Source organism: Streptomyces sp. GL_148 (assembly GCF_057834205.1).
Genome location: NZ_CM174396.1, coordinates 5,647,443 through 5,670,451, shown reverse-complemented (window position 1 = coordinate 5,670,451; position 23,009 = coordinate 5,647,443). Strand labels below are relative to the sequence as shown.

The following is a 23,009-nucleotide window of genomic DNA, read 5'->3' as shown; positions in this document are numbered from 1 at the left end:
CGTTTCACCCTCCGCCGACGTACCTGCCCGGGAAACCGCATTGCGCATATGCCCGAGCCTACGCCCGACCTTTACTCAGCGGATACGGTTTTTCACGAAGAGGTACCTCGCAGGCGTACGCATCCGGCCATGCGTACGAGTGGGCCGTGCGCGCCGGTTCAGACCCCGCGCACGGTCGGCATCGGAAGGATCACGGCGCCGCCCGGGCTCCCCTTGCGGCAGGCGTCCCCGCAGGTCGCGTCGAGGGAACAACAGAGCGAGCAGATCGGGCCGGAGACGACGGGGCAGTCGGCGATGTCCGGGAGCTCGTACGCGGACTCGCAGACGGAGCAGAGGTGCGTGGCGGTGACGTCCGGGACGACCACGTCCGGGCCGTTGACCGTGTTCGGCCTGGCCAGGTAGTACTTCCCCTTCGTCGCCCAGGCGATCAACGGGCAGAGGACGAGCGCGAGTCCGGCCGCGATGAAGGTGGAGAAGGCCTCCGCGTATGTCCCGAAAAGGCCGAAGAAGGCGAGGATCGAGACGGTGGAAGCGATCACCATCGAGCCGAAACCGGCCGGATTGACCGAGTAGAGGTAGGCGCGCTTGAACTCGATGTACGGCGGGCTGAGCCCGAGCCGCTTGTTGATCACGAGGTCGGCGGCGACGGCGACGATCCAGGCGATGCCGACGTTGGAGTAGAAGCCCAGCAGCTTGCCGAGCATCGCGAACATGTTCAGCTCCATCAGCGTCAGCGCGACGGCGAGGTTGAGGAAGATGTACCAGACGCGGCCGGGGTGGCGGTGGGTGACCCGGGAGAAGAAGTTCGACCAGGACAGCGAGCCGCTGTAGGCGTTCGTGACGTTGATCTTGATCTGGGACACGATGACGAACAGGGCGGCGACGGGCAGCGCGAGGCCGCCGAGCCACGGGCGCAGCGCCTCCAGTTGCGGGGCGATCGGCTCCAGTGCGTGGGTCTTGCCGACGGCCTCCAGGGCGACGAAGGCGAGGAAGGCCCCGCCGAGCTGCTTGGCGGCGCCGATGATCACCCAGCCGGGGCCGGCGGCGAGTACGGCGAAGTTCCAGCGGCGGCTGTTGGCCGGGGTCTTGGCGGGCATGAACCGCAGGTAGTCGGCCTGCTCACCGATCTGCGCGATGAGCGAGAGCGCGATGCCGGTGCCGAAGCCGAAGCCGATCCAGGAGAAGCCGGAGCCGGCTCCTTCCGTCCCGCCGAAGTGCGCGAACGCGCCCCAGGCGTCGGGGGCCTCGAAGGCGAGCACGAGGAAGGGCAGGACCAGCCCGATCAGCCAGATCGGCTGGGTCCAGGCCTGCACCTTGGCAAGGGCGCCCATCCCCTTGAAGACGATCGGGATGACGATGAGCGTGGTGAGCAGGTACCCGATCTCCACCGGCAGTCCGACGGCCTGGTGCATGGCCTGCGCCATGATCGAGCCTTCGAGCGCGAAGAAGATGAAGGTGAAGGAGGCGTAGATGAGGGAGGTGAGGGTGGAGCCGAAGTACCCGAACCCCGCGCCCCGGGTGACCAGGTCCATGTCCAGGCCGTACGTGGCGCACGCGCGGGCGATGGGGATGCCGGTCAGGAAGATGACGACGGCGGCCGCCAGGATCGCGGCGGCCCCGCTGGTGAAGCCGTAGGCGAAGACGATGGAGGCGCCGATGGCGAAGTCGGCGAGGTAGGCGATGCCGCCGAGGGCGGTGCCGGCGACGGTGCCGGGGCCCCAGCGGCGGAAGGAATGGGGCGCGTATCTGAGCGAGTAGTCCTCGCGGCTCTCGTCGGCGGCGAGCTTGGCGTAGCTCCGGCGGGGCGGGTGGGCCGGGGGTGCGGGGGTGGTGGCGGTATCGGTCATACCGCCGGAAGGTAGGCCGCTTCCGTGACGGCCCGTCACGCTTGGGCATTGCCCGGGGGTTACACCCCCGGCCCCCGCGTCACGACGGGGTTACACCCCGCGGACCCCCTGTCCGCCTACCGGTGCCCCGCCCGGCGGGCTCCCGCCTATGCGGTCCGGCTCGCCGCCGTTGCGGGGGCCGGCCCCCGCGCCCCTGCTCCTCAAACGCCGGAGGGGCTGGATTGGGCTGATGTCGCCCGCCCGGCGCGGAGGGGCTGGATTGGGCTGATGTCGCCGTCCGGCGCGGCCTGGTTGCCCGGAGGGCAATTCAGGCCGCCGGGCGAAGGGCTGCGCTGCCCGCACGTGCAGGCTGACGCCGGCCAAAATTCAGCCCCTCCGGCGTTTGAGGAGCGGGGGTCCGGGGGCTGGTCCCCGGCGGCGGCGCCGCGCGATGCATCGGGCAGAGCACCGGGGCGGGGGCCGGCCACCCAGGTTCACCTCACCGGGAGGTGGTACGCCAGGCGGTAGCGGTCGGCCGGGACGATGACGTCGGCGGTTTCCACGGCGCGGCCGGACGCGAAGTACGTGCGCCCGATCACCAGGACCACGTGCCCCGGCACCCCGCCGAGCTGCATGCTCTCCTCCGCCAGGCCCGGCCGTGCCCCGACCTCCTCCACCACGTTGTCGACGACCACGTCGATCGCCGCCATCCGGTCGACGACCCCCGCGCCCCCGAGCGGCCCTTCCTCCGGCAGCATCACCGGCGTCCGCCCGGTCACCGTCAGCGGCTCCCAGGAGGTGGACAGCATCATCGCCTCGCCCGCGTCGCGGTAGACGTACCGCGTCCGCATCACCCGCTCGCCCGGTTCGATGCCGAGCCGTTTCGCGATGTCCGCCGGGGCGTCGGCCTGTTCGCTGCTGGAGTCCCAGGTGCCGCGCGCGCCCGAATCCGCCTGTTCCTGCCGGAAGGGGGTCGAGACCCCGCCGGTGCGGTAGCCGGAGCGGGCGACGCGCCGCGGGACGGGTTGTTCGCGTACGTACGTGCCGGATCCGGACCGGCCCTCGACCAGGCCCTCCGCCATGAGGACCTTGCGCGCCTCCAGGGCCACCGTGTCGGAGACCCCGTATTCCTCACGGATCCGGGCCTGCGAAGGGAGCCGGGCGTGCGGAGGCAGGGACCCATCGACGATCTTCCGTCGCAGATCCCCGGCGACGCGCAGATAGGCCGGCTGCTCGCCGAAAGTCACAGGCCACTCCCATCAGGTTGACAGACAGCTACACCCTGGCAACCGACGGTTGTCCATCGCAAGCAAGGGCCAGAGTTTCACCCGAAGTGATGAAGCCTGGTCACCCAAACCCACGCGTCACACCCGTTACGCGGACTCCCTGGAAGGGCTCCGCACGGGACCGGGCGAGGTGCCCGGCGGACCCGACCCGTCCCCCTCATTCCCCTCTGACCCCGCCAGCCACTCGGGAACCGTCGTCGACAGTCCGTACGCCCCGCGCAGCGCCTTCTCCAGCTCGACCGGCAGCGCGGCGAACGCCCGGTCCCACGCGTCCAGGAACGCCTCCTCGGTCGTCGCCCGCGCCGCCTGCTGCCACGCGAGCCGTGCGACCTCCAGCCGCTCGCGCTGCACCCCGGCCGGACCGGCCGACTCGGGCCGCTCCTTCGCCGTGTCCAGGAACCGCGCCTCGGCGCCCAGCGCCCCGTCCATCTCCCGCGCCCAGGCCCGGTAGGAGGGCAGGTCGTCGGCCACGTCCCCGTCCGGCTCCCCGGCCAGCGCCTCCTCCACCCCCCTCATGACCCGCAGGAAGGCCACCTGTTCGGGCGTCAGCATGCCGCCGTCGTTGCGCAGGCTGCCGCGCTGCTCCCCGTTCTCCGTGCCGATCACGCACACGATCCGCCGGTCCCCGTCGCGCCAGCTCCCGCGCGAGGGCGCGAAGTAGTACATCCCGGCGTACGAGGGCAGGGCCCACGTGTCCATCGCGTACGTGTCCTGCGCGCTCCAGCAGTCCCGCACCGCGATGTCCCGCACCTCCTGCACGCCCGGGTAGCGCGTCTCTCTCATCGAGGTCGCGGAGGTGACCTCCGCGTCGTGGACCTCGGCGCAGTCGATCCGGTACATGGGGGTCTCCTCGGCGAGCAGGCCCCCGTCCGGGACGTTGAAGCACTGCCCGACGCGCAGTTCGGACGCGTCCACGAGGGTGCCCTCCACGGACTCGTACCCCCCGGCCCCGCCCGGCCAGCGGCCGCGTCCGTCGAGCGCGTCTACGGCCCGTACGGCCACCGGGACCGCGAGGACCGCGGTGACGCTCATCACCAGCGACACCACCAGCCCCCAGACGGCGAGCGCAGCACCCCGCTCGCCCTTCTTCTTCGTCTGCACGAGCGCCACGATCGCGAAGACGATGCCCAGCGGCGGGAAGCAGAGCAGCCCGACGAGCAGGGAGGCGAGCGCGAAGCCGTTCAGCGGGGGCGGCCCGGACGCGTACCCCTGCGGGGGCGGGGCGGGCCAGAGGTGCGGGGGCTGGGTACTCACGGGGCTCCAGGAAGCGGCGAACGAATGCGCGAATGGTACGCAGCGGGGGCGACCGCCGAAACGGTCGCCCCCGCCTGTTCATCGCGGCTCAGCCGCCGCTCTCAGTCCCGGTCCCTCAGAACTGGAGCGCCCAGGAGTCGATCTTTCCGGTGTCGTAGTTCGCGTTGTCGTTCACCCGGAGCTTCCAGACTCCGTTCGCGACCTCCGAGGAGGCGTTGACCGTGTAGGTCTGGTTGATGTTGTCCGTGCTGCTGCCGGTGCGGTTGTGCAGGGTGTAGACGGTGCCGTCGGGGGCGACCAGGTCGACCTTCAGGTCACCGATCCACGTGTGCTGGATGTTGACCGGGACGCTCAGCGTCGCCGGGGCGTTGCCGGAGATCCCGCTGACGGTGATCGGCGACTCGACGGTGGCGTTGTCGTTGATCGCGTAGTCCGCGAGGTTCTCGAAGCGGGTGCCCGGGTTCGGCGGGGTGGTGGTGGTCCCGACGTTGAGGAGCCGGTTCGGGGAGCCGGTGCCGGGGCTGGTCACCACGTTCGGCGTGGACGCGGCCACCAGGCCGTCACGGACCTGGGCCGGGGTGCTCGCCGGGTTCTGCGACAGGTAGAGCGCGGCGGCGCCCACGACGTGCGGGGTGGCCATCGAGGTGCCGGAGATGGTGTTGGTGGCGGTGTCGCCCGTGCCCCACGAGGAGGTGATGTTGGAGCCCGGCGCGAAGATGTCCAGGATGGTGCCGTAGTTGGAGAAGCTGGACTTGGCGTCGGTGTTGGTGGTGGCGCCGACCGTGATGGCTTCGGCGACGCGGGCCGGGGACTTGGTGGAGGCGTCCGTGGACTCGTTGCCCGCCGCGACCCCGTAGGTGATGCCGGAGGCTATGGAGTTGCGTACGGCGGTGTCGAGCGCGGAGTCGGCTCCGCCGCCGAGCGACATGTTGGCCACGGCCGGCTTGACGGCGTTCCGGGTCACCCAGTCGATGCCGGCGACGACCTGGGCGGTCGTACCGGAGCCGCTGTTGTCGAGGACGCGGACGCCGACGATCTTCGCCTTCTTGGCCACGCCGTACGTGGTGCCCCCGACGGTGCCGGCGACGTGGGTGCCGTGGCCGTGGCCGTCCTGGGCGGTGTTGTCGTTGTCGATGGCGTCGTAGCCGTAGGAGGCGCGGCCGGTGAGGTCCTGGTGGGTGATGCGGACACCGGTGTCGATGATGTACGCGGTGACGCCCTGGCCGGCCTGGTCCGGGTAGGTGTAGCTCTGGTTCAGCGGGAGCGCGCGCTGGTCGATGCGGTCCAGGCCCCAGGAGGGCGGACTGGGCTGGGTGCCGTCGACCGTGAAGACCCGGTTCTGGACGACCGACTGGACCGCCGGGTCCGCGGCGAGCTTCCTGGCCTGCGCCTCGGAGACCTCGACGGAGTAGCCGTTGAGGGCCGCGCTGTAGGTCCGGTCGATCCTCGCGCCGTACCGCTTGGCCACGGCCTTGCCGCTGTCGGCGGTGGACCGGGCGGCGGAGTCCTTCAGGGTCACGATGTAGCTGCCGGAGACGGTTCCGGGAGCGCCTGCGTTCTCGATGACGCCGAGGGCGCCGGTGTCGGCGGCCGAGGCGGGCAACGCGGCGGCGGCGCCGAGCGCGAGGGCCGCGACGGCGATCGCGCTGACGCCGGTGATCTTCCGGCGAGTGTGACGCACGGACATTGAGGGTCCTCCTCATGGGTGGTGCGCTGCGGGGGGTGGGGCACAGCCGTCGGAAGGCACCGCAAGAACATGGGGGTAGCCATGCTCATGACAAAGCATTTGGCCCAACGGGCTGTTGCCACCGAAAGATTGGCCCACCCCAGCCGCACTCACAAGAGGACGACGGACACGTAACATCCGTGCCACACACCCGCCATGATCGAGCAAAGGCGCTCCGCACATGACGCACGCACTGCCCGGATATATCTGCTCCGAGGACGCCGCGCGGGCCGACGCCCGGACGGCCCCCTGGTGCTGCCCGGTCTGCGGCGGCCCCTGGGACCTCGACTTCGCACCGGATCCGGCCAGTCCGCTGGAACCGGCCGCCGGGCCGAATTCGCTGTGGCGGTACGGGGCCGTGCTGCCGCTGCCGGGGGCGTTCTCCGTCTCGCTGGCGGAGGGGCACACTCCACTGGTGCCGCTGGCGGATCGGGTTCACGCCAAGCTCGACTTCCTGATGCCGACCCTGTCGTTCAAGGACCGGGGCGCGGTGATGCTCGCGGAACTGGCCCGGCGCCTCGCCCCGAACCGGGTCGTGGCGGACAGCAGCGGCAACGCGGGGACCTCGGTGGCGGCGTACTGCGCGCGGGCGGGGCTGGATTGTGAAGTTTTCGTGCCCGAGGGCACCTCGGCGAAGAAGACGGAGCAGATGCGCGCGCACGGCGCGACGGTGACGGTGGTGCCGGGCGGCCGCGAGGCGGCGGCGGTGGCGGCCCGCGAAGCGGCCGACCTGCCGGGCGTGTTCTACGCCAGTCACGTCTTCAACCCGTACTTCCTGCACGGCACCAAGACCTACGTCTACGAGATCTGGGAGGCGCTGGGCGGCCACCTGCCCGAGGTGATCGTCGTCCCGGTCGGCAACGGCACGCTGCTGCTCGGGGCCGCGCTGGCGATGGAGGAACTGGCCCTGCGCGGGGTCCGCCCGCCGACCCTGATCGCCGTCCAGTCGGCGGCCGTCGCCCCGCTGGCCTCCGCCTTCCGCGCGGGCGCCGAGGACGCCGACGCCGTACCCCAACTCCCCACCCTGGCCGAGGGGATCGCGATCCCGGCTCCGCCGCGCGCCCGCCAGATCCTGGCGGCCGTCCGCAAGTCCGGCGGGACCTTCCTGACCGTCACCGACGACCGCGTCCGCGCCGCCCAGCTCGACCTGGCGCGGCGCGGCCTCTTCGTTGAACCCACGGCCGCCGCCTGCTGGGCCGCGGTCGGCCCCTCCGCCCCCGAGGACCCCCTCCAGGGCCGCACCGCGGTCGTCCCGCTCTGCGGCGCGGGCGCCAAGACGGGACTGGCGGCGCCGGCGGCCTGACCGGGACTGCCGCCCGTCCGGGGGCCGCGGCCCGACCGGGGGCCGCCGCCCCACCGGGGGCCATCGCCCGACCAGGGGCCGCCGCCCGACCCGGGCAAACCGGAGCACTCCGGTCCGGGGACCCCCCGATCGATGCAGAGGCCAACGACATAAGCTCCGCGTCATGCACACCCCAACGACCCGTGTCTGGATCGCCCTCGCCCTCGTCTACGTCGTCTGGGGCTCGACCTACCTCGGCATCCGCATCGTCGTCGAGACCATGCCCCCGTTCCTCTCCGCCGGGGCCCGCTTCATCACCGCCGGCCTCCTCCTGGCCGGCATCGTCGCCTGGCGCGACGGCGCGGCCGCCCTCAAGGCCACCCGCGCCCAGGTCCGCTCCGCCGTCGTGGTCGGGCTGCTGCTGGTCCTCGGCGGCAACGGCCTCGTCGTCATCGCCGAGACCACGGTCCCCTCCGGGCTGGCCGCCCTCCTGGTGGCCGGCGTGCCGATGTGGCTGGTCGTCCTGCGCGCCGGCTCCGGTGACCGCCCCTCCCCCCGCACCCTGGGCGGGGTGCTGCTGGGCCTCGGCGGGCTCGCCGTCCTGACCAGCCCGGGGCTCGGCGGGGAGATCGGGCTCGGCGGGGTGCTCCTGGTGCTGGCCGGCTCGGTGTGCTGGGCGCTCGGCTCCTTCTCGGCGGCGAAGCTGACCCTGCCCGTGAACCCCTTCACCGGCAGCGCGTACCAGATGCTCGCGGGCGGGGCCGGCGGGATAGTCGTCGGCCTGTGCCGCGGCGAACAGGACGGGCTGGACCTCACCTCGTACTCCACCGCGTCCTGGCTGGCCCTCGGCTACCTCGTGCTGTTCGGCTCGCTCGTCGGCTTCACCGCGTACATCTGGCTCCTGCGCGCGGCTCCGCTCTCGCTGGTGGCCACGTACGCCTACGTCAATCCGGTCGTGGCCGTCGCCCTGGGCTGGCTCATCCTCGACGAGGCCCTGACCTGGCCGATCCTGCTCGGTGGCGCGATCGTCGTGGCGGCGGTGTGCGTGATCGTGAGCACGGAGCGCCGCGGCTGAGGGCTCTGCGGGCCTCGGCCCGCGGGACCGTAGGCCGCCCCCTCAGTCCGCGGCCTTCGCCGCCCGCTCGTAGAGGGCCTTCGCCCGGTCGTCGAACAGCGCGGCCGTGGAGTCCACGTCGGTGTCCCCGCCGCTCAGCACCCCGATGAGCTGCCCCGGCCGCCCCGGACCCCCGCGGTCGGCGATCCACGGGCTGCCGCTCGTCCCCGTCCAGAACCCCGAGCAGTTGATGTAGAGCATGGCGGGGTCGTCCTCGTCGTGCCGGCTCTGCGTCGTACAGGCGACGGGCTTGTTCTCGGGGTTGTGCCCGGACTCCGGATAGCCGACGACGGTCACCTCCCGCTCGTAGCCGGAGGTCCAGACCGGCTTCGGGGCCTCCGCGCGGCCGACGACCTCCTGCAGGCTGCGCCCCTCGGCGTCCGGTTCGACGCTGAGGAAGGCGAAGTCGGCGGTGTCCTCGCCCCACTTGCTCCAGCGCTCGTCGACCTGGACGGAGCGCACCTTCCACAGCCCGAGGGGCCGCTGCCCGCCCTCGCCGGAGAAGGCGGGGGCGAAGGAGAGCTCGCCGATGGCCAGTCCGTCGTGCGCGGCCTCGCCCGGCTGCCCGTCCTCGCCGGCCGGGGCCACGCAGTGCGCGGCGGTGGCCACGACGTTGCCCCGCGGGCTGTCGACGACGCTGGCCGTGCACCAGTGCTCGCCGCCCGCCATGAGGACGCCGACGGTGGGAAAGGGGACCACCGCGCGGTCCTCGTAGCCGCCGGAGTCCTTGACGAACGCCACGGCGAGCAGCGCGGCGACCCCCGCGAGGGCGGCCGAGCCGATCCCGATCCCCCTGAGGCCGGGGCTCACCGCGAGGCGGCGCCGCTCGCGCCGCCGCTCGGGGCCGGCCGGGGCTTCGGGGTGGGTGCGGACATCACCTTGCTGATCCACTCCAGTGCGCCCTCCCTCATCCCGCGTACGTACGACTTCCCGTTGTGCTCACCATCCTGGATCACCTGCAGCCTGGTGTGCACGGGACCCTTGCCGTAGTCCTTCATGAACCGCTCGGCCTTCTCCCGGCCGGTTTCCGCGGTGCCGATCTGGAAGTTCACGTAGACGTCCGGGCCGCCCGCGGCGATCAGCTTCGCGGCGAGCTTCTCGGGGTTGTTCTCGTCCATGGCCTGCGTGTTTCCCTTCCACAGCGGGGAATCGGGGACGATGTCGATCCCGCTCGCGATGGCCGCCTTGAAGCGGTCGGGGTACTTCAGGACGTGCTTGAAGGCTCCGAAACCGCCCGACGAGGAGCCCATGAAGGCCCAGCCGTCACGGGAGGTGAAGGTCCGGAAATTGGCCTTCGTGAAATCCGGGACGTCCTCGGCCATCCAGGTGCCCATCTTGGGCTGGCCGGGGATGTCGGAGCCGTCGAAGTGGTGCTTCGTGTCGGCGTTGATCACCGGCATGACCAGGATGAAGGGCAGGCTCTTGCCGGACTTCGCCCCGTCGCTCACGGCCTGCTGGAGGCCGAGGCCGGGGCCCGTCCCCCAGTAGTTCGTGGGGTAGCCGCGGCCGCCGGGCAGGGAGATCAGGACCGGGAAGGCGCTGTCGGCGTACGCCGGGTCGTCGTACTCCTTGGGCACCCACACCCACACGTCACCCCTGAACCCGGACTTCTTGCCCGTCAGGGTGGTCTTGGCGATCTGCGTGCCGTCCGGCAGCCGGGAGGTCCGGACGAACGAGGCCTTCGGCCCGGTCGGCATGAGCACGCCGGGCGCGGCGTGCGAGGCGGCGGACGCCTCGGGCTGCGGCTTCCCGAAGGAGACGGGATCGCCTATGTCCGTGAAGAGGCCGTAGTGGTAAGCCGCGCCGCCCGCCACGAGGGTGAGCCCGAGCCCCCCGCTGATCAGGATCGTGCGCAGCCGACGCTTGGCGCGGCGGACCCCGGTGGTGGCGGCGTGGTCCCCGGTCGCGGCGGCGCCGTCCCCGGCCCTCCCGGCGCCCTCGGTCGTGGCGGCGGCGTCACCCTGCAGGTCTTGGTGCACGGATCGTTCCCGTTCCTTCTCCGGCGCCCTCTGGGAGCGTGGGTTGGACCGTTTGGTCCCCTCTTACATCCATTACAGAGGGATGAACGACCGGATGGGTTGCCTGGGACGGGTGGACGTGGCGAGGGCCACGCCGGGGGCGGCGCGCGCCGTACGCGGTGCGCGCGGCGGCCGCTCCCCCGTGCGGGTGCGTCCGATCGCGGTCAGCCCGCGTCGGGCTTCGGCCCCTTGAGCACCTTGCTGACCCACTCGAGCGAGCCTTCCTTCATGCCGCGCACGTAGTGCCAGCCGTTGTGCTCGCCGTTCTGGATGTCCCGGATGGTCATCTTGACCGGGCCCTTGGCGTACTTCTGCCGGAACTGCGTCATGCGCTCCTTGCCGCTCTCCTTGGTCCCGATCTGGAAGTTGATGTAGACCTCGGGACCGCCCGCGTCGATCAGCTTCTGGGCGAGCTTCTCGGGGTTGTTCGCGTCCATCTCCGTCTGGTGGCCCTTCCAGAACGGGGAGTCGGGGACGATCTCGCCGCCGCTGGCGATCACGGCCTTGAACTTGTCCGGGTGCTGGAGGACCTGCTTCATGCCGACGAAGGCGCCGGAGGAGGAGCCCATGAAGGCCCAGCCGTCGCGGGACTTGTACGTACGGAAGTTGGCGCGGGTGAAGTCCGGGACGTCCTCGGCGATCCAGGTGCCCATCTTGGGCTGCCCGGGGATGTCGGAGCCGTCGTAGTAGTACTTCGCGTCCGGGTTGAGCACCGGCATGATCACGATGAACGGCAGGCTGGTGCCGGCCTTGACGCCCTCGCTGATGGCCTTCTGGAGGCCGAGGCTGCGGTCGGCCCAGTAGTTGTTCGGGAAGCCGTTGCCGCCGGGGAGCGCGATGAGGACCGGGAAGCCGCTCTTGGCGTACTTCGGGTCGCCGTACTCCTTCGGCGTCCACACCCAGACGTCGCCCTCGAAGCCGGACTTGGCGCCCTTGAGGCGGGTCTTGGCGATGATCGTGCCGTCGTCGAGCTTGGTGGTCTGCTTGAACTCGGAGCTCGGGCCGGTCGCCTGCCGCACGTCCGGGTCGCCGGTCGGCGCGGGCGGGCTCGCGGGGGCCTGGCCCGGGTTCCCCCGCGCCGCCCCCGCGTCGGCGGAGGGCGGGGTCTTGCCGAAGCTCACCGAGGAGCCGTTGCCGGAGAACCAGTCCAGCTTCCAGGCGGCGAAGCCGCCGCCGCCGAGGACGAGGACGAAGGCCATGGCCGCGCCGGTCCACAGCACGCGGCGGGAGCGCCGCGCGGACGGGTGGGAAACGGGGGCGCCGGGGGGCCCGGGTATGTGCGGGGGGACGTAGGACTCGTCGCGGTACGCCGGGTCGTCCTCAGGCTGGTAGGGCCGGTACGGCGGTGGGGACTGGTACGGCTGGTACGGCTGGTCATCGGGCCGCGGGCGCTGCGGGTCCTGGTGCACGAACTTCGCTCCGAACGGTCATGACTGCCCCCCGGTGGGACAGAAGGGACTGGGATCCCCCTAGTCCTGATGTGTGAATCCCCCGGAAAGTTCCAAATCAACGCAAAAACATGATCCGAATCCCGGGCGCTTCACCTCAGGGCGTCGAGGACCCCCGCACACCGCCCGAGCAGTCCGATCAGCAGCTTCCGCTCCTCGCCGCTGAACTCGGCGGCGAGCGCCCGCTCCACCGCCACCGCCCCCGCGTCGGCCAGCTCCATCACGGAGCGCCCCTCCCCGGTGAGCCGGATCTCCAGGACGTTGCGGTGCAGTTCGTGCGGGGTCCGCTCGATGAGGCCGCGCTCCGAGAGGTTCTTCAGCACGGTGTTCATGGTCGGCGGCGTCACCCCGCACAGGCGGGCGAGCGAGGCGGCGGAGATCCCGGGCTTCTCGGCGAGCCAGAGCAGGGCGGCGTACTGCGGAACCGTTACTGCGGCCGGCTTCACCGCCGCGTTCTTGGCCCCGAGGAGCGCCTGTTCGGCGCGCTTGATGTGGGAGCCGATGCGCTCCTCGGCGGGCATGGAAGTCATCCCCGCATCATAAAGCCCTTGCATGCATTAGAACTCTAATTTACATTCGAGTACATACACAGAGAAGGGGACGTCCGGTAACGGGATCCCCCTCCTGACTGAGGGGGCTTTCAGCCGTACTCGCTGAGGGCCGCCGTTACCAGCACCAGCCAACACGTATGCGGAGGTGAACGAAGTTGGCTACGTATCGCGTAGGACAGAAGACCCACCCACCTGTACACCCGCCAGAGCCCGCAAACTCCTCCACCAGGGACGGGCCGTCGTGGCCCGGCACACCCCGTTCGTGATCCGCCTCAAGGACCGCACGGTTTCCGCATCGCAGGTGGATGGTGTGGAACTCGGCATCGACCCGGGCTCCAAGCACACCGGGGTCGCCGTGTTCACCTCCAGGGACGGTGAGCGGCGCGGCCTGTACGCGGTCGAACTCGCACACCGGGGCGGCATCATCCGGGACAAGCTCACCGCTCGTGCCACGCCTATAGGCGTGGCAGGCGCACCCGTAACCTGCGCTACCGCGCGCCCCGCTTCTCCAACCGCACCCGCCCCAAGGGCTGGCTCGCCCCGTCGCTGCGTCACCGGGTGGACACCACGATGTCATGGGCCGCCCGGCTCGCACGCTGGGCTCCCGTCCGTGCGGTGCACGTGGAACGGGTCGCGTTCGACACCCACGCGATGTCCCACGGCGGACCGCTGGAGAGGGCCGAGTACCAGCACGGCACCTTGCACGGCACAGAAGTCCGCGAATACCTCCTCGCCAAGTGGGGCAGGGCCTGCGCCTACTGCGGCGCCACCGGAGTACCGCTCAACATCGACCACATCCACCCCCGCAGCCGGGGCGGCAGCGACCGCATCTCCAACCTGTGTACCGCCTGTATCGCCTGCAACCGGAAGAAGGACAACACGCCGGTCGAAGAGTTCCTGGCCACATCCCCCAAGCAACTGGCCCGGATCCTCGCCCAGGCCAAAGCCCCACTCCGCGACGCGGCAGCCGTCAACGCCACCCGCTGGGCACTGTGGGGCGCTCTCGATGCCGCCTTTCCCATGGTGCACACGGCATCAGGTGGCCGCACCAAATTGAACCGGCAGCGCACCGGCACCCCGAAGGCCCACACCCTCGACGCCCTGTGCGTCGGCGAACTCAACTCTGTCACCCGTACTCCGGCCCGTGTACTCGCCGTCGCCGCTACCGGGCGTGGCACCTACACGCGTACCCGCCCCGACAAGTACGGCTTCCCCCGCCTACGGCTGCCCAGACAGAAAACGTTCTTCGGCTACCAGACCGGCGACCTGGCTAGCGCAGCTGTCCCCACTGGCAAGAACGCCGGCACGCACACCGGCCGGATCGCCGTCCGCGCCACCGGCCGATTCAACATCAAAACCGCACACGGCCTTATCCAGGGCATCGGACACAAGCACTTCCGGCTCCTTCAACGAGCCGACGGCTATGCCCACACCACCCGGTCCGAAGGCCCCGCCGTTGCCATCTGACCGCCGCCGGCAGAGCGAAGAGACCTCCGGCGCTCCGCACCTCCACCCCAAAGATCCGTTTCCTCCCCCAGCTCAAGCAGGGGTATCCACGGAAGAAGTCCGACCATGAAGAAGTTCCTGCCCGCCTCCCTGCTCACCCTGGCCGCCGCCCTGACCCTCGGCGCGGCCCCGGGCGCCGGCGCCCCGGGCGGCCCCGATCGCCAGGAGGCCCGTACGGACATCTCCACGGCCTTCACCCTGCCCGGCGAGAGGGTCTTCCCGGAGGGCATAGCCGCCGACCCCCGCACCGGCACGGTCTACGTCGGCTCCTACACGAACGGCGCCGTCTACCGGGCCCGCTCCGGCGGGCGCGCGGCGGAGGTCTTCCTGCCCCCGGGCACCGACGGGCGCCACACCGCGAACGGACTGCGGGTCGACGGGCACGGCCGGCTCTGGGTGACCGACTCCACCTCGGGCGTCTCGGTCTACGACACCCGCTCGGGGGCCAGGACCGCCCACTTCGAGATCCCGGGGAGCGGGCCGCGCTTCCTCAACGACCTGACCGTCACCCCGGACGGCACCGCCTACCTCACCGACAGCGTCCGCGCGGTGGTCTACCGGGTCACCCCGGAGCAACTCGCCGCCGGCTCCGGCCCGCTGCAGCCCGCCTACGACCTGAGCGGGCTGCTCACCCCCTCCCCGGCGGGCAGCTTCAGCCTCAACGGCATCACCGCGGACCCGGCCGGGCGGTTCCTGCTCACCGTCGACATGACGGCCGGCGATCTGTACCGCATCGACCCGGTCTCCGGCGCGGTCTCCCGCGTGGCCCTGACCGGCGGCGACCTGAAGACCGCCGACGGCCTCGACCTCGCGCCCGGCGGGGTCCTGCGCGCGGCCCAGAACACGCGGAACACCCTGAGCCGGTGGCAGGTGTCGGCCGACGGCACCCGGGCCCGCCTGGTGCGCACCGTCACGGACCCCTCGCTCCAGATCCCGACCACGCTGGTCCGGCTGCCGGGGCGGACCCTGGTGGTGCGGTCCCAGTTCGACAAGGACGGCGGGCCGCTGCTGCCCTCCACCGGGGCGCCGGCCGCGTTCACGGTCGCCTCGGTCCGGGCGTTCTGACCCGTCGGCAGGTCCGGCGGACGGGTCCGGCAGACGGGTCCGGTCGACTGGCCCCGTCAGCCCCGCAGGTAGGCCAGGACGGCGAGGACCCGGCGGTGGGACTCCTGCGCCGGGGGCAGGTCGAGCTTCATCAGGATGTTCCCGATGTGCTTGCCCACCGCCGCCTCGGAGACGGTGAGCCGGCGGGACACCTCGGCGTTGGAGTGCCCCTCGGCGACCAGGGCGAGGACCTCCCGCTCGCGGGCCGTCAGCCGCTCCAGGGGGTCGCGCCGGCGGCTGATGAGCCGGCGCACCACCTCGGGATCGACCACGGTCCCGCCGGCCGCCACCCGCGCGACGGCGTCGAGGAACTCCTCGACCTGCCCGACGCGGTCCTTGAGCAGGTACCCGACGGCCGTCCCGTCGCCGGAATCGAGCAACTCGGCGGCGTACGAGCGCTGCACGTACTGGGAGAGGACCAGGACGGGCAGGTCCGGCCGGGTCTCGCGCAGCCGCACGGCCGCCCGCAGCCCCTCGTCGGTGTGGTCCGGCGGCATCCGCACGTCGGTGACGACGATGTCCGGCCGGTGCTCGGCGACGGCCGCTTCGAGCGCGGCGGCGTCGCCGACGGCCGCCACCGTGTGGTGGCCGAAACGGGCGAGCAGCCCGACGAGGCCCTCGCGGAGCAGCACGGAGTCCTCGGCGAGGACCACGCGCAGCGGCTGCCGGACGGCTGCCGCGGGGGCTGCCGGGGGGCCTGTCGGGGCATCAGGACCTGTGGATCCGCCCCCCGCCGGGTGTACCGGGACGGCCGGATCTACGAGGCCTTCGGTGCCTTCGGAATGCAAGGGATCTCCACACGCAGCAGGGTCGGGCCTCCGGGAGGACTGGTCAGGGTCAGTCTGCCGTCCACGACGGACACCCGGTCGGCGAGCCCCGTGAGCCCGCTCCCCCGCCCCGCGTCCGCGCCGCCGCGACCGTCGTCGGCCACCTCCACGGTGAGGCGGGTTCCGTCGTGCCGGCCGGTGACGGTGATCCGGCCCGCCCCGCTGTGCTTGGCCGCGTTGGCCAGGGCCTCGCTGACGAAGAAGTACCCCGCGGATTCGGCCTGTTCGGGCAGCCGGCCGGGGAGGTCGAAGTCGGTGTCGACCGGGATCGGCGAGCGGTCGGCGATGTCCAGGGCGGCGTCGGGCAGGCCCCGGTCGCTGAGCACCTGCGGGTGGATGCCGTGGACCAGCTCGCGCAGCGAGGTCAGCGCCTGCCCGGCCTCGGCGTGCGCGACGGCCAGTTGCGCGGCGAGCGGGCTCCCCGGCGGGGCGTCGAGCCGGGCCAGGCCCAGGGACATGGACAGCGCGACGAGCCGCTGCTGCGCGCCGTCGTGCAGGTCCCGTTCGATGCGCCGCCGTTCGGCGTCGAAGGCGGCGGCCAGCCGGGCGCGGGAGCTGGTCAGCTCGGTGACCTTGACGGCCAGGTCGCCCGGACCGGGGCCGAGCATCAGCCGGGCCAGGGCCGCGCGGGCCGCCGCCACCACGCCCAGCGCGTAGAGGAACAGCGGGAGGAGCAGCAGGCCGACGGCGGCGCACAGCAGGGCCTCGGGGTAGCCGGTGATGCCGTGGATCTTGAGGGGGTTGGCCTGTTCCCCGTCGAGGGCGAGCAGGACCGGCGTCGCCATGAGATCGAGGGGCAGGAGGAGCGCGGCGCCGACGGCGACCAGTTCGAGCGGCCACAGGAGGGTGGCGGCGAGCACCGCGTACGCCAGTTCCCGCCAGGTCGCCTGCTCGCGGAAGCGGGTGCCGGCCCACGCCGCGAGCCCCGTACGGTCCGGATCGCGGTGCGGGTCGGGCAGGGGTGCGGAGCCGGGGTGGATCAGCCGCAGCCGCCGGCGCTCGACGGCCGCGAACGGTACGCCGGCCAGTGCCAGCGCCGCCAGCAGCGGCAGCCCGACGAGGACGACGGCGAGCACCGTCCCGGTCACGGCGAGCAGTGTCAGCACGGTGAACGCGAAGGCACCGGTGATGCCGCCGGTGAGCAGGTAGGCGGCGGCGCGCCACGGCCGGGCGGTGCGCAGGTACCGGCCCGGGGCGGCCGGGCCTGGGGCCTGTCGTCGAACTCCTGTCGTCGCCCGAAGGGCGGCCTCGCGGCGTCTGGTGCGTGCTCTCGGTGTGCCGGGCGGAAGCCTGCGTACTGGACGTACTTGGCTTCCGTCCGGTGCGGCGAGAGCGCGTGCCAGGCGTCGCGAGGCAGACAGGAGTTTGACGACAGGCCCTAGGAGGGAAGGCGGCATGCGTTCACGGTAGGCGGCGGGCGGACGCGGCGCGGTAGGGCTGGCCATACCCTCGGGACTCGCCCCTGCCCCGCTGACCGGGCGCCGCGCCGGCGGTTGGCTGGACACCATGCTGAAGATCGCGTTGAAGTCGCTGCGGCGGCGCTGGACGACACAGGTGGGAACGTTCGTTGCGGTGGCCCTGGGGGTCGCGCTGATGACGGTCATGGGGCTGGGGCTCGCCGCGTCGGCGGCGCTGCCGGCGGGGGCCGAGGTGGTGGGCCTCAACTCGATGCTGGGCACCGCGGGCGGCGTGAGCTCGTTCGTGGCGGCGTTCGTGGTGGCGTCGACCTTCTCGTACGCGGTGGCCGCGCGGCGGCGCGAGCTGGGGCTGCTGCGGCTGGCCGGGTCGACGCCGGGGCAGCTGCGGCGCCTCGTGATGACGGAGGCGGCGGCCGTCGGGCTGGCCGGATCCGCGGCCGGGATCGTCCTGGGCCGTGCGGGTGCGCCGCTGATGGCCCGGTGGACCGTGACCCAGGGGCTGGCGCCCGCCGGGTACGCGATCGGGGAGCAGACCTGGCCGCTGCACACGGCGTTCTGGACGGGACTGCTGGTCGCGGTGTCGGGGGCGTACGCCGCTTCCCGGCGGGCTGGCCGGGTCGGTCCGCTGGAGGCGCTGCGCGAGGCCGTGACCGACGAGCGGCCCATGACCCCGGGGCGCTGGGTGGCCGGGGGCGGGCTGCTGCTGTGTGCGGTCGCCTTCGTGGGGTGGCGGCTGGGGTCGGATCCGGGCTCGCTGCTCAAGCGCAAGACGTACACCTGGCAGCCGATGCTGCTGATCTCCGCGTGCGGGCTGCTGGCTCCGGTGCTCGTACGGCCCGTCGTGCGGCTGCTGATGTGGGTCCCGGTCCGGCTGACCTCCTACGCGGGCCGGCTGGTGCGGGCGAACGCCGCCGCCGGGATCCGCCGGACGGCCGCGGTGGCGGCGCCGGTGCTGGTGATGGTCGCGCTGACCGGATCGCTGCTGGGATCGGCCTGGACGCTGAAGGAGGCCAAGGCGGTGGAGGCCCGTGCCCGGACCGGCGCGGACTACGTACTGACCGGCGGGCGACTGCCGGACTCCGCGGCAGGACGGGGGTTGGCCGGCGTCCCGGGGGCGAGCGCCCTCGCGGTGGCCGACACCCGGCTGACGGTGCTGGAGGAGGGGTTCGTGAAGGTGCCGACGGAGGCCTTCGCGGTCGACCCGGCGGCGCTGGCGGAGGTCTCCCGGCTGCCGGTGGTGGCGGGCTCGGTCGCCGATCTGGACGACGGCGGCATCATCGTCACGCAGGAGTGGTGGCAGCACCGGGTCGGTGACTCGGTACCGCTGTGGCTGGCGGACGGCACCGCGGCCCGGCTGCGGATCGTGGCCGTGATGCGGACGGGCACCGGCGACAACGGGGCCTACGTCACGCCGCGCAACGCGCCCGGCGCGAAGGTCTCCCGCATCGAGGTCAAGGCCCCCGCGTCCGCGGCCGGGGCGGTCCGCGGGGCGGCGGCCCGGTACGGGGCCACGGCGCACACGAAGGAGGAGTGGCTGACGGCGACGCACCCGCGCACGAACCGCTTCACGGTGCTCGGCTACGTCCTGGTCCTGGGCATCGCCCTGGTCTACACGGCGATCGCGCTGGCCAACACCCTGCTGATGGCGACCTCCGACCGGGGCGGCGACCTGCGCCTGCTCCGGCTGGCCGGGGCCACGCGCGGCCAGGTACTCGCCGTGACGACGGCCGAATCCCTCCTGGCGGCCGCGGTCGGCGCCCTCCTGGGGACGGCGGTCACCGCGGTCAACCTGGCGGGCATGCGCGCCGCCCTCGCGGTCCTCGGCGTCGACTCGCCGGTGGTCGTCCCCTGGCTCCCGATGGGCGCGGTCGCCGGTGTCTGCGCCGCGCTCTCGGCCCTGTGCACCGTGCCGGCGGCGGCCCGCGTCCTGCGCCGCCGGACGGGGCGGCGCAGGACGCGGTCGGGTGAAGTGCCCGGCACCGCCGCCGGATTGGGCTCGGGCTGAAGTCCCGGCGGCCCCGGCGAGCCCGGTGGTCCCGGTGGTCCCGGTGCTGGATCAGTCCAGGGTCGGGGCCTGGCGCAGGATCTCGACCTCGAGGCGCTGGAGCGCGGGGCTCGACGAGATGCCCAGGTCCTCGGCCATGCGCCGCTGGTGCATCCGCAGCACCGAGAGCGCGTCGGCCTGCCGCCCGGCCCGGTACAGGGCCAGGCTGAAGAGTTCGCAGCCGTATTCGCGGAGCGGATGGGCCTGCGTGAAGCCCGCCAGTTCCGAGACGGCCACCTCGTGGGCGCCCACGGCGATCAGGGCCGCGCAGCGTCCCTCGACCACCGAGAGGCGCAGTTCCTCCAGGCGTACGACCTCGGGTGACACGTGGGTGGCGTCGGAGACTTCCGCGTACGCCTCCCCGCGCCACAGGGCCAGCGCGGCCTCGAACTCCTCGAGGGCCCGCTGCGGGTCACACCGGTCCAGTGCCCGCCAGCCGGCGGTCGCGCACGTGCCGAACCGGTGGGCGTCGACGTCGACGACACCGCTGTCGAGTAAGTAGCCGCGACCCCGGGTGCGCAGCACCTTCGCGGGCTTGCGCGGCGCGCGGTCCGGCTCCAGCACCCGCCGGAGGTTGGCGATGTAGGCGTGCAGCGAGGAGATCGCCGACTGGGGCGGCTGTCCGTCCCACAGCGCTTCGACCAGTACGTCGACCGACACGGGCTGGCCCACCTGGCTGACCAGCAAGGTGAGCGCCGCCCGCTGCTTCGTCGCCCCGAGGTCGACGTACCGTCCGCCGATGGTCGCCTCGATCGGACCCAGCACCCGGAACTCCACCTTGGCCGGCGCTGCGTCCCCGGCCTCCTCGGGATCCTCCTGCGCCCAGCGGACTCCGCCGTGCGGCCGTGGAGCGGGCGGCTGGGGCGCGACGGCGTGCGCACCACTCCGCTCGCGGGCCATCTCGAAGACGGCGGCCGGCGGCGGCGACTGGAGATCGAGCTCCAGCGCCATCGTGAAGTACATCTTCAGCGTCTCGTTCGCCTGCCGGAGTTCGCGTACTTCCCGCTCCAGCTCGGCGACGCTCCGCGTGCTCCTGCCACTGCCTCCCAAACGCTGTCCGACGACAATGTCCGTACCACGCCTACCGCCGCCCCTGAGGTCTGCGGTCAACACACTGAAATCAATTTCTTCGTTCACTGCCTCTGTACTCATCAAGCTCCCCCGAAAGATGCGTACGCCCCGGCCTGAGCCGGATGACGAGAGTCGTCACCTCTGCACCATGAAGGATCCAGCATGCCGATCAACAATGACAACCCCCGTTGAAAATCTCACGAGTTGAACATTGGCCAGCCGGAAGCCGTATGCCCGAGGAAGTGGATCCGGGCACCGTTCGCAATCCCGCGCTCCCTCGTGCGGTGACGTTCCGCTCGTCACTGATCATGCTCGGAGCGCCGGGGCGGGGCCCATTCCGCTTCCCCTCCGTCCGGCGCTCCGCAATAGGGCCGTCGACTACCGCGCGAAGATCAAAGTGGTCGGCGAAGGCGTGGTCTGGAAGGTGATTTCACCGAAGCCCGCCTTGGTGAGCCAGGCCTGGTAATCGGACCGGCGCCAGGTGCCCCCGTGCCTGCTCTTGAGCAGCATTTCCGAGGCGAAGGTCAGGGCGAAGGGGGGACCGCTGCGGTCGTCCTCGACGATGTAGTCGGAGATCACCAGCGTGCCGCCGGGCTTCAGGGCGCTCCGGGCCTTGGCGAAGATCTCGATGTTGTCCTGCGGCCCCTCCTGATGGGCGATGTTGGAGTACATCACGATGTCGTGCGCCGAGTCGCCGAAGCCGGTGGTGTGGAAGTCCCCGTCGATGTAGCTGACGCGGTCGGCCACGCCCCGCTCGGCGAGCAGCCGGCGGGCGATCGAGTTGATCGGCTCCCAGTCGAGCTGGGTCGAGCGCGCCTCGGGGTTCAGTTCCAGCCAGATGCCCGAGCAGATGCCCGATCCGCCGCCGATGTCGAGGATGGAGATCTCGCCGGCCTCCGACAGCCGCAGGGTCTCGGCGGCGATCTTGGCGACCGGAACCGACTGCGCGGCGATGGCCTGGACGAGCTTCTCCCAGTGCGGGTTGTCGGCCACCTCCACGACGGCGTCCGCCAGCGGGCCGCCGGCGCGGACCACCTCGGGCAGCACCGAAAGGCTGCCCATGTGGCCCATCTTGAGCTGGGCGAACCCGCTCAGCGATTCGGCCCGTCCCTCCACCAGGAAGGCGGACGCCTCGGCGGTGTTGCGGTAGCCGCTCCCGTCCACCTCGACCAGGCCGATGCTGACCAGACCGTCGAGGAGGGCCCCCGCGCCGCGCTCGGAGATCCCGGCGAGCTCGGCCAGGTGGGCGGCGGAGTTCGCGCCGTCCTCCAGGTGCGTGAACAGGGAGTAGTGCGCCGCCGTACCCAGGATGCCGGTCGCCCAGTACCCCGTGATGAGCTGCATGATCCGATCCGACGTCGGCTGGGTGTCCGTCATGCCGTCCCCACCATGCTTCCCGAGAGCTGACGCGGCACCGACCGGGCGGCCGGCTGCCCTTCCGTGTGCTGCGGGGCGGCCGGAACCCAGCTCCCCAGGACCATTTCGGCGGTGATTCCGGGACCGAATCCGGCGATCACACCGGTGGATCCCGCCGTCAGGCGCTCGGCTTCCTCGAACTGCCGGCGAAGGGCGTCGAAGACGACCGCGCTGGCGATGTTCCCGTATTCGGTCAGCGTGGACCAGCTGTGACGGAAGACCGTCCGGTCCACGCCCAGGAACTTGGCGAGGTCGTCCAGAATGCGGGGGCCGCCGGCGTGGATGATGTAGAAATCCAGATCGCCGATGTCCCAGCCGTGGAGCGCGGCCAGATCGCCCAGCACCGGAGCGATCGGTTCCATCGTCCCGGGAACCCGGCGGTCGAGCTGGAAGTGGAATCCGGTGTCGCGGACCGAGTACGAGATCCAGTCCTCGGTGTGGGGAATGAGGTAGGAGGCGTTGCGCTCCAGCAGTACGCCGGCGCCGCCGCTTCCCCGCACCACCGCGGCCGCGACCGCGTCACCGAACAGCCCGTCCGACAGCAGCGACCCGACGTCGTCGGCATCGGGCTGGTAGCACAGCGAGCACAGCTCGCAGGAGACGATCAGGACGTTGCTCTCGGGGTGCGCCACGCAGAAGTCGTGGGCGCGGTTGATCGCCGCGCCACCAGCGGCGCAGCCGAGCTGCGCGATGGGGAGCTGGCGCGTGTCGTAGCGGAATCCCATCTCGTTGATCAGCCACGCGGTGAGCGAGGGCATCATGAAACCGGTGCACGAGACGTAGATGATCGCGTCGATGTCCGTCGCCACCAGGCCTGCGTTCTGCAGGGCCTTTTCTATGACTTCCGGGCACCGCTTCTTCGATTCCAGCTCGTAGATGCGGTTGCGCTCCTGGAATCCGGGGTGGCGCAGCGTCTTTTCGATCGGCTGGACCAGGTGCCGCTTTCGCACCCCCGTGTTCTCTATCAGTCGAAGGGCCAGCGGAAGCTGCGGTTTGCCCGCGTGCGCTTCCCTGGCGAATGCCAGAGTGTCTTCCATCGTGATGATGTGTTCCGGCACGCTCACCGAAGGCTTACATAGAATTGGCATACCTGGCATCTGTCTCTCTGACGTAGAGAA

At 71.7% G+C, this 23,009-nt stretch carries 18 protein-coding genes and 1 pseudogene; 6 read left to right on the top strand and 13 right to left on the bottom strand.

Annotated elements, in window-relative coordinates:
• Positions 1-158 precede the first annotated feature (158 nt).
• The 4 genes from AC3IYI_RS26220 to AC3IYI_RS26205 all read right to left on the bottom strand — a co-directional run bounded on the left by AC3IYI_RS26220 (position 159) and on the right by AC3IYI_RS26205 (position 6,053).
• Positions 159-1,847 carry a purine-cytosine permease family protein gene (locus AC3IYI_RS26220; protein ID WP_489406040.1) on the bottom strand — a complete coding sequence of 563 codons (1,689 nt, stop codon included), beginning with the start codon at positions 1,845-1,847 and terminating at the stop codon, positions 159-161.
• A 473-nt stretch (positions 1,848-2,320) separates the two neighbouring features.
• Positions 2,321-3,073, bottom strand: coding sequence for a GntR family transcriptional regulator (locus tag AC3IYI_RS26215; RefSeq protein ID WP_489406039.1), 753 nt, complete (start codon positions 3,071-3,073; stop codon positions 2,321-2,323).
• 126 nt (positions 3,074-3,199) lie between these two features.
• Positions 3,200-4,366: a DUF4190 domain-containing protein gene (locus tag AC3IYI_RS26210; RefSeq protein WP_489406038.1), complete on the bottom strand. Its 1,167-nt coding sequence runs from the start codon at positions 4,364-4,366 to the stop codon at positions 3,200-3,202.
• A 115-nt stretch (positions 4,367-4,481) separates the two neighbouring features.
• Positions 4,482-6,053, bottom strand: coding sequence for a S8 family peptidase (locus tag AC3IYI_RS26205; RefSeq protein WP_489406037.1), 1,572 nt, complete (start codon positions 6,051-6,053; stop codon positions 4,482-4,484).
• Between the two features lie 220 nt (positions 6,054-6,273).
• Here AC3IYI_RS26205 and AC3IYI_RS26200 point away from each other — a divergent pair, with 220 nt between their 5' ends.
• Together AC3IYI_RS26200 and AC3IYI_RS26195 are read left to right on the top strand one after the other, a co-directional pair.
• Entirely contained in the window at positions 6,274-7,395 is a 1,122-nt protein-coding gene (locus AC3IYI_RS26200; protein WP_489406036.1) for a threonine synthase, read from the top strand.
• 163 nt (positions 7,396-7,558) lie between these two features.
• Complete coding sequence (locus AC3IYI_RS26195) at positions 7,559-8,449, top strand: EamA family transporter (protein WP_489406035.1); 891 nt, start codon at positions 7,559-7,561, stop codon at positions 8,447-8,449.
• A 42-nt stretch (positions 8,450-8,491) separates the two neighbouring features.
• On the opposite strand, the gene AC3IYI_RS26190 is transcribed toward AC3IYI_RS26195, so the two are convergent.
• From AC3IYI_RS26190 to AC3IYI_RS26175, 4 genes are all read right to left on the bottom strand, one after another.
• Entirely contained in the window at positions 8,492-9,379 is an 888-nt protein-coding gene (locus AC3IYI_RS26190; RefSeq protein WP_489406034.1) for a trypsin-like serine peptidase, read from the bottom strand.
• The gene (locus tag AC3IYI_RS26185) at positions 9,295-10,344 is read right to left on the bottom strand and encodes an alpha/beta hydrolase (RefSeq protein WP_489411673.1); all 1,050 of its coding nucleotides are present in this window, start codon (positions 10,342-10,344) and stop codon (positions 9,295-9,297) included. Before AC3IYI_RS26185 ends, AC3IYI_RS26190 begins: the two co-directional genes overlap by 85 nt.
• A gap of 326 nt (positions 10,345-10,670) precedes the next feature.
• A complete protein-coding gene (locus tag AC3IYI_RS26180) occupies positions 10,671-11,915 on the bottom strand; it encodes an alpha/beta hydrolase (protein ID WP_489406033.1) in 1,245 nt (414 codons plus the stop codon).
• Positions 11,916-12,046: 131 nt separating this feature from the next.
• Complete coding sequence (locus AC3IYI_RS26175; protein WP_489406032.1) at positions 12,047-12,484, bottom strand: MarR family winged helix-turn-helix transcriptional regulator; 438 nt, start codon at positions 12,482-12,484, stop codon at positions 12,047-12,049.
• 166 nt (positions 12,485-12,650) lie between these two features.
• Between AC3IYI_RS26175 and AC3IYI_RS26170 the strand changes: the two are divergent.
• The 3 genes and pseudogenes from AC3IYI_RS26170 to AC3IYI_RS26160 all read left to right on the top strand — a co-directional run.
• Positions 12,651-12,896, top strand: a pseudogene (locus AC3IYI_RS26170) (RRXRR domain-containing protein); the annotation flags it as partial.
• A 92-nt stretch (positions 12,897-12,988) separates the two neighbouring features.
• Complete coding sequence (gene iscB / locus AC3IYI_RS26165; RefSeq protein ID WP_489411672.1) at positions 12,989-13,972, top strand: RNA-guided endonuclease IscB; 984 nt, start codon at positions 12,989-12,991, stop codon at positions 13,970-13,972.
• A 105-nt stretch (positions 13,973-14,077) separates the two neighbouring features.
• Positions 14,078-15,076 carry an SMP-30/gluconolactonase/LRE family protein gene (locus tag AC3IYI_RS26160; RefSeq protein ID WP_489406031.1) on the top strand — a complete coding sequence of 333 codons (999 nt, stop codon included), beginning with the start codon at positions 14,078-14,080 and terminating at the stop codon, positions 15,074-15,076.
• A 56-nt stretch (positions 15,077-15,132) separates the two neighbouring features.
• Here AC3IYI_RS26160 and AC3IYI_RS26155 read toward each other — a convergent pair whose 3' ends face one another.
• Both AC3IYI_RS26155 and AC3IYI_RS26150 read right to left on the bottom strand, forming a co-directional pair.
• On the bottom strand, positions 15,133-15,774 hold the full coding sequence (locus AC3IYI_RS26155) for a response regulator (RefSeq protein ID WP_489411671.1): 642 nt from the start codon (positions 15,772-15,774) through the stop codon (positions 15,133-15,135).
• Between the two features lie 98 nt (positions 15,775-15,872).
• A complete protein-coding gene (locus AC3IYI_RS26150; protein WP_489411670.1) occupies positions 15,873-17,123 on the bottom strand; it encodes a sensor histidine kinase in 1,251 nt (416 codons plus the stop codon).
• Positions 17,124-17,448: 325 nt separating this feature from the next.
• Here AC3IYI_RS26150 and AC3IYI_RS26145 point away from each other — a divergent pair, with 325 nt between their 5' ends.
• Positions 17,449-19,365, top strand: a complete 1,917-nt coding sequence (locus AC3IYI_RS26145) for an FtsX-like permease family protein (protein ID WP_489406030.1) — start codon at positions 17,449-17,451, stop codon at positions 19,363-19,365.
• 51 nt (positions 19,366-19,416) lie between these two features.
• Here AC3IYI_RS26145 and AC3IYI_RS26140 read toward each other — a convergent pair whose 3' ends face one another.
• The 3 genes from AC3IYI_RS26140 to AC3IYI_RS26130 form a co-directional block, all read right to left on the bottom strand.
• Positions 19,417-20,454 carry an AfsR/SARP family transcriptional regulator gene (locus AC3IYI_RS26140; RefSeq protein ID WP_489406029.1) on the bottom strand — a complete coding sequence of 346 codons (1,038 nt, stop codon included), beginning with the start codon at positions 20,452-20,454 and terminating at the stop codon, positions 19,417-19,419.
• 399 nt (positions 20,455-20,853) lie between these two features.
• On the bottom strand, positions 20,854-21,819 hold the full coding sequence (locus tag AC3IYI_RS26135) for a class I SAM-dependent methyltransferase (protein ID WP_489406028.1): 966 nt from the start codon (positions 21,817-21,819) through the stop codon (positions 20,854-20,856).
• Between the two features lie 29 nt (positions 21,820-21,848).
• Positions 21,849-22,979 carry a type III polyketide synthase gene (locus AC3IYI_RS26130; protein ID WP_489411669.1) on the bottom strand — a complete coding sequence of 377 codons (1,131 nt, stop codon included), beginning with the start codon at positions 22,977-22,979 and terminating at the stop codon, positions 21,849-21,851.
• Between the last annotated feature and the right edge of the window lie 30 nt (positions 22,980-23,009).

What these genes read in the sequence shown, in the direction of transcription:
- AC3IYI_RS26145 (WP_489406030.1), top strand. Translation starts at nt 17,449, where the DNA reads ATGCTGAAGATCGCGTTGAAGTCGCTGCGGCGGCGCTGGACGACACAG.
- AC3IYI_RS26160 (WP_489406031.1), top strand. Translation starts at nt 14,078, where the DNA reads ATGAAGAAGTTCCTGCCCGCCTCCCTGCTCACCCTGGCCGCCGCCCTG.
- AC3IYI_RS26175 (WP_489406032.1), bottom strand. Translation starts at nt 12,484, where the DNA reads ATGACTTCCATGCCCGCCGAGGAGCGCATCGGCTCCCACATCAAGCGC.
- AC3IYI_RS26205 (WP_489406037.1), bottom strand. Translation starts at nt 6,053, where the DNA reads ATGTCCGTGCGTCACACTCGCCGGAAGATCACCGGCGTCAGCGCGATC.
- AC3IYI_RS26195 (WP_489406035.1), top strand. Translation starts at nt 7,559, where the DNA reads ATGCACACCCCAACGACCCGTGTCTGGATCGCCCTCGCCCTCGTCTAC.
- AC3IYI_RS26135 (WP_489406028.1), bottom strand. Translation starts at nt 21,819, where the DNA reads ATGCAGCTCATCACGGGGTACTGGGCGACCGGCATCCTGGGTACGGCG.
- AC3IYI_RS26220 (WP_489406040.1), bottom strand. Translation starts at nt 1,847, where the DNA reads ATGACCGATACCGCCACCACCCCCGCACCCCCGGCCCACCCGCCCCGC.
- AC3IYI_RS26200 (WP_489406036.1), top strand. Translation starts at nt 6,274, where the DNA reads ATGACGCACGCACTGCCCGGATATATCTGCTCCGAGGACGCCGCGCGG.
- AC3IYI_RS26130 (WP_489411669.1), bottom strand. Translation starts at nt 22,979, where the DNA reads ATGCCAATTCTATGTAAGCCTTCGGTGAGCGTGCCGGAACACATCATC.